We start from the raw sequence: 4,882 nt of genomic DNA, 5'->3' as shown, positions 1-4,882 counted from the left end.
CACCAGCCAGCACCAGACAGCACTCAGGCGACCTCGCTGGATTCGGCACCTGACCTGAGCTGCATCAACAGCACTCGGGACCACGCCGTGGACGTAGAGCACCAGCCTACGGACCTGGCGCTCTGCTCTGTGGGTCCTAGCAGACCCCGGGCGAAGCTGCTTAGGAGTTGTTGGCCGTCTCGGCTTGCGACTCGTGGCTAGTGACCTGCAGGCAGCCGGCGCTTGGCACGAACGTCGACGACGCGCCAGAGTCCCAGCGCACCGTGATCAGCCGTCCATCCACGTCTGTCACCACACCGCTGCGAGTGGCGGATCCCACCTTCTCCGACTCCACCAGCACCCGGTCGCCGACCTCGACCATGTCGACCTCCTCTGCCGTTGACGGAACCAGGCCCATCAAGTGTCCTCAGGCCACCAACCGACCTCAAGAGGATGGTGGCTGGCAGCCATCGACGACGAAGGCCGCCAGTCCATGTCATTCTGCTTGTCATTCCACCAGGCGTCACGCGGCCTGACGGGAGCGCACTGGCTGGACGACCCGCCCGAGGTCTGTCCGCTCATCCAGGAGGGATCGAACGTGACGCCGCGGCGGGTCAGCCAGCTGCCGGCGCGGCCGTTGGCGGCGGCGTCCCACGCCAGCGCCGGGCCAGTGCCCACATCGTGACCGCGAACGGCCCCGCCAACGCCAGGACGCTGGCCACCAGCAGGACCGCGACGCCAGCAGCGAGCTCCAAGGTGGGCACGCCACTGAAGGTCTGCACCACCGTGACGGCGAACAGCCCCAGGTAGCCGGCGGCCGCGACCAGCACCACCCGGGTGCGGCGGCGCTCCGCCCAACCGGTGAACCCCAGCAGCCAGGCCAGGGCCGGCAGCAGCTGCACCGCGTGCAGCGACACCGCATGGGGCACCTTCATCCCCCCGGCCGCGCCGAAGGTGCTGCCCGCCGCGATCGCCTGCGCCTCCGACATGCCCATGCCGTTGGCGATGATCGCCCCGCCGAGCAGCTGGCCGGCCACCAGCAGCACCAGCCCGGCGCGGATGGCAACGGCCATGCTCGGGGCGGCCCCCAGCGAGGTGAACGACCACACCGTCACCACGCCGATGACCAGTGCCGCCACCGCGACCATCACCCCCATGGCGTTGAACACCGCTGCGTCGAAGGCGGTGGCCTCGTTGAAGTGGGAGGGGACCCCCCGCCAGCGCTGCATGGTGATCAACAAGACCTCGGCGACGCTGGCCACCCCCAGGGATCCGGCGAGCAGCCAGCCCAACCGGCGCCGTCTGGGCAGAAACGACAGCACCCAGCCCAGGGTCAGCACCGTGATCCCGAACGAGAAGCCGAACAGGATCGGCTTGCGCCACGACAGCGGGCCGTCCCACCCACCCCCGTCCAGCAGGAACACCACGCTATGGACCAGGCCGCTGGCCAACAGCAGCGCCCCAGCGGCGTACAGGAAGGACTGGTAGCTCGTCCGCTCGTCCCAGTAGCGCCGCAGCGACGCCCCCATCACCGCGGCCAAACTCCTGGCCTGGTTGGAGTGATCGTTGTCAGCCGCGGCGGGGATTTGACGCTCGGCCATGGCTGCCTCCGGGGATCCGCCCCCCTTCGGCGGACCGCCAACGCGACCCAGCAGGCGGAACCACCTCGGCCGAACCTAGCCGCTCTCAGCGGCCACAACAAGTGTGAACCTCAAATGAGGGATTACAGAGGAGGGGCGTGGCCGCGACCACCCAGTATCCGCCCCGCGCCGGCGCGGGTCCGGCCGCGCATTCGCGCGCGCTTCAGAAAACCAGGACGAACCCGGGAGCAGCAGGCCGAAGCGAGGTTGCTGATCGGACACTTGCTCAGCGGTTGATGGCGGCACCTTGGCGTTTGCTGGGGGATCCAGTACCGTCGAGCCGCCATGCGGGTGAACCGGCAGCAGGAGGGCACCAGGGTCGTCTTGGTCCTGGCTGTTGTGCTCGTATCGCTTTGGACGGGTAGCCTGATCGCGCCCTCGGCAGGCAACCCGGCCGACTATCTGACCACAAGCCGTTCCCAGCCGGGGGTCCAGCCGGCCACCTTCCGGGACTCTGCTACGGCGTTGCGACCAACGGCCGAGCGCCCGGACCCGCGGGGACGTCTGGTGCTGCTGGCCACCCTGGCGGCCGCGCTCGCTGGCGCGTGCGGGTGGCGAGCCGCAGCACAGCGGCGCGGCCGTGCTCGCCCCTGGTCGTGCGTCTGCTCCACTCTGCGGGCAGCTCGGGCGCCGCCCCGCCTCCAGCCGGCCTGACCGCCTTCCGCGCCTGATCCATGACCGGCGCGGGCTGATGCTGGAGGTTCGACCCTGGTGTCTTGTCATCTTGGTGGCGGCTGGCACTGATCCGCGCCGCCGTCGGCGGGTCGGCCGACCGCCAGGGCCATCCACCCTCCGGCGGCGACTGATCCTGGCCACGGTCGCCGCCGCCATCACACTCGCCCTCCTCGTCCGATTCCTAGCCGACCTGCTCATGGGGTGAGGTCACGATGTGGTCGTCCCAAGCTGGAGGAATTGAAGGGCATCACTGGACGCTCCACCGCACCTCCGGCACTCGCCTGCCTTGTCGCAGCGTGTGCCAGTGCGGCTGGACCTCAACCGCCGGGCAACACACCACCGTGCTGCTGCAGCTCAAGGGCCATCTCGAGGACAGCCTGCGCAATGGGGCACGGTTGATCCCCAGCCAAGGCCAACCATCGGCCGGATCCCAACCACCCACTCCACCTGACCCGCGAGACAGGGATCGACGAACAGCACGAGGCTGAGCCGATGGACATTCAGGAGACGGCGCTGCCCGGGGTTGGGCTCCGCCACGAATTCACCCCCCGCGCCGGCCGCCACCTCGGAGTGGTGTCCTACCGCACCGGCCGACGGGACCTGCTGCTGTATGACCCCGACGACCCCGACACCTGCCAGGAGGTGATCCGGCTCACCCGAGAGGAGGCCGACGCCCTGGCCGACCTGCTGGGCGCCGCCCGCCTCACCGGCCACCTGGCCGAGCTCCAACAGCAGATCGAGGGGCTGGCGATCTCCTGGCTGACCATCGGGGAGCGTTCGCCGTACGCCGGCGGTACGATCGCCGACACCCAGGCCCGCACCCGCACCGGGGTTTCCATCGTGGCCGTGGTCCGGGCCCAGACGGCCTTCCCGGCGCCCACCCCGGACTTCGGCTTCCAGGCCGGTGACACCGCCGTCGTGGTCGGCACCCCGGCCGGCGTCCGGGCCCTGGCCGAACTCCTGGACGGCTGACCGGCATGGGCAGGGTGATCCTGAGGGGCGAGCTCGGCCAGGCCACCATCACCAGGCGGTACCGCCATCAGGCTCGGGTCGCAGGCCCAGCAGATACCCGCCGCGGTCGCCCTGGCTCTCGAGCACCATGCCGGCGGCCGCCTCCAAGGCAACCGCGCCGGGAACGACCCAGGCGAAATGCAACGGTCCCCGGGTGGCGTCGCCGAGGACCTCGCCGGCCGGTCCGCCCAGGCGCTCGTGCAGCGCGACGGCCTCGTCCAGCGAGAGCAGCGAGAGGATCACCGCCAGCCCGGCCCAGCACCGGGCGTCGCGGCCGCCGGCGCGCCGCACCAGTGCGGCCAGCAGCGCGGCGACCAGCGCACAGCCCATCAGCAGCATGGATGAGAACCAGCTCGGCACGTTGCCTTCGCTGTTGACGTCGAACAGCCGCATGAAGGCCTTCCAGGCGGCCACCTGGGTCGAGCCAGGTTGTGCGACCTCAGCGCGATAGGCGCCGTAGCGAGTGGCCAGGCTGAGGGCGATCAGCAGGCCGGCAGCCACCAGCAGGACCAGCGCAACCCTGGCTGCTGGTGTACGGATGGGCCCCCGGGGCTGGTCGGCGCGCGTTCGTCGTTCATCCAAGGCCCCCGAGACCTCGCCCGTGGCGCAACGGCGGAACGATACAGATCGCATCTCGCCCGCGGCGCATGTCGGGCGCCCACCCCGCCACTGGATGTCAAAGTTGAGTGGTCGTCAGCCCCTGTCGTCGTCGTCCTGGTCGTCCGGGGTGCCGTCATCATCGTCGTCCTGGGCTGTGGTTGGAGCCGGCGTTGCCGGCGCCTGGGTGGGCGGGGCCGGCTGCTGGCCGCCTCCACGTCGGACTCATCACAGCCCGCCAGCGCGATCGCGACGAGGATGCTCAGCAGCAGCTCCTGGGCTGTGTGGGTCTCATGTGGCTCCTTCCGCCAATAGGTTGCTCCTCCATCGTGAGAGTAGCTGTGAAGGCGCAGACCGTGAGGTCGGCGCGTCAATTCGGAGTGGCAGCGGCGGCGTCGGGCTTGATGTGAGCGAACATGCTGCGGCCGTTCCAGGTCGGGAAGGCCCTGACGAGCCATGACGGACCGTGGAGCTGGATCCGGGAGTCGCGGGTGGCCTCCCCCCAGGAGAGCTGCCCGGCGTGCCACTTGACGAACGCCTCGGCCTCGGCGGTGATGAAGAGGTCTTCGTCCAGACCGGGATAGGTCTTGCAGATCTCGGCCTCGCCGTGTTCGAGCAGCAGCCAGTACCGCTCATGGGGCCGGAAGCCGGTGAAGTCCAACCGAACGACAACACGCTGGTCGGGGAGTCGGTCCTGGCGGAGCGCGTTGCACATCGACCACAGGGCCACGAACGGATCGAGGTTCTCGGGGACGATCTCGAGCCAACGGGCTCCCCACTCACCGAGGGTCTCGCAGACCTTGAACAGATCGTGGCCCGAGCTCGTGAGCTGGTAACGGTGACCGCGCCCCTGCGCCTTGGGGGTCACCTCGACGATGCCGAGGCGTTCGAGTTGCTTGAGCCGCTGCGTGAGCAGGGTGCGGGAGAGCCCGGGCGCACCCTGGAGGATCTCGCCGAAGGTCTCACAGCCCAGCTGCAGG

Annotated in this window: 5 protein-coding genes; 1 reads left to right on the top strand and 4 read right to left on the bottom strand. The window is 69.8% G+C overall.

Annotated features, from left to right (window positions below; translation table 11 throughout):
• Positions 1 to 160: 160 nt before the first annotated feature.
• Together VF468_10420 and VF468_10415 are read right to left on the bottom strand one after the other, a co-directional pair.
• Positions 161 to 361: a DUF1918 domain-containing protein gene (locus VF468_10420; protein HEX5878721.1), complete on the bottom strand. Its 201-nt coding sequence runs from the start codon at positions 359 to 361 to the stop codon at positions 161 to 163.
• Between the two features lie 232 nt (positions 362 to 593).
• Positions 594 to 1,580, bottom strand: a complete 987-nt coding sequence (locus VF468_10415; GenBank protein ID HEX5878720.1) for a hypothetical protein — start codon at positions 1,578 to 1,580, stop codon at positions 594 to 596.
• Positions 1,581 to 2,786: 1,206 nt separating this feature from the next.
• Between VF468_10415 and VF468_10410 the strand changes: the two genes are divergently transcribed.
• Positions 2,787 to 3,266 carry a cation:proton antiporter regulatory subunit gene (locus VF468_10410; protein HEX5878719.1) on the top strand — a complete coding sequence of 160 codons (480 nt, stop codon included), beginning with the start codon at positions 2,787 to 2,789 and terminating at the stop codon, positions 3,264 to 3,266.
• A 48-nt stretch (positions 3,267 to 3,314) separates the two neighbouring features.
• Here the strand turns inward: VF468_10410 and VF468_10405 are convergent, their stop codons facing one another.
• Both VF468_10405 and VF468_10400 read right to left on the bottom strand, forming a co-directional pair.
• Positions 3,315 to 3,806: a hypothetical protein gene (locus VF468_10405; protein ID HEX5878718.1), complete on the bottom strand. Its 492-nt coding sequence runs from the start codon at positions 3,804 to 3,806 to the stop codon at positions 3,315 to 3,317.
• Between the two features lie 466 nt (positions 3,807 to 4,272).
• Positions 4,273 to 4,882: helix-turn-helix domain-containing protein (locus VF468_10400; protein HEX5878717.1), on the bottom strand; the 610-nt coding region annotated here is incomplete at its 5' end.

Source organism: Actinomycetota bacterium (assembly GCA_036280995.1).
Classification (GTDB): Bacteria; Actinomycetota; CALGFH01; order CALGFH01; family CALGFH01; genus CALGFH01.
This window is presented reverse-complemented; position numbering and strand designations above follow the sequence as displayed.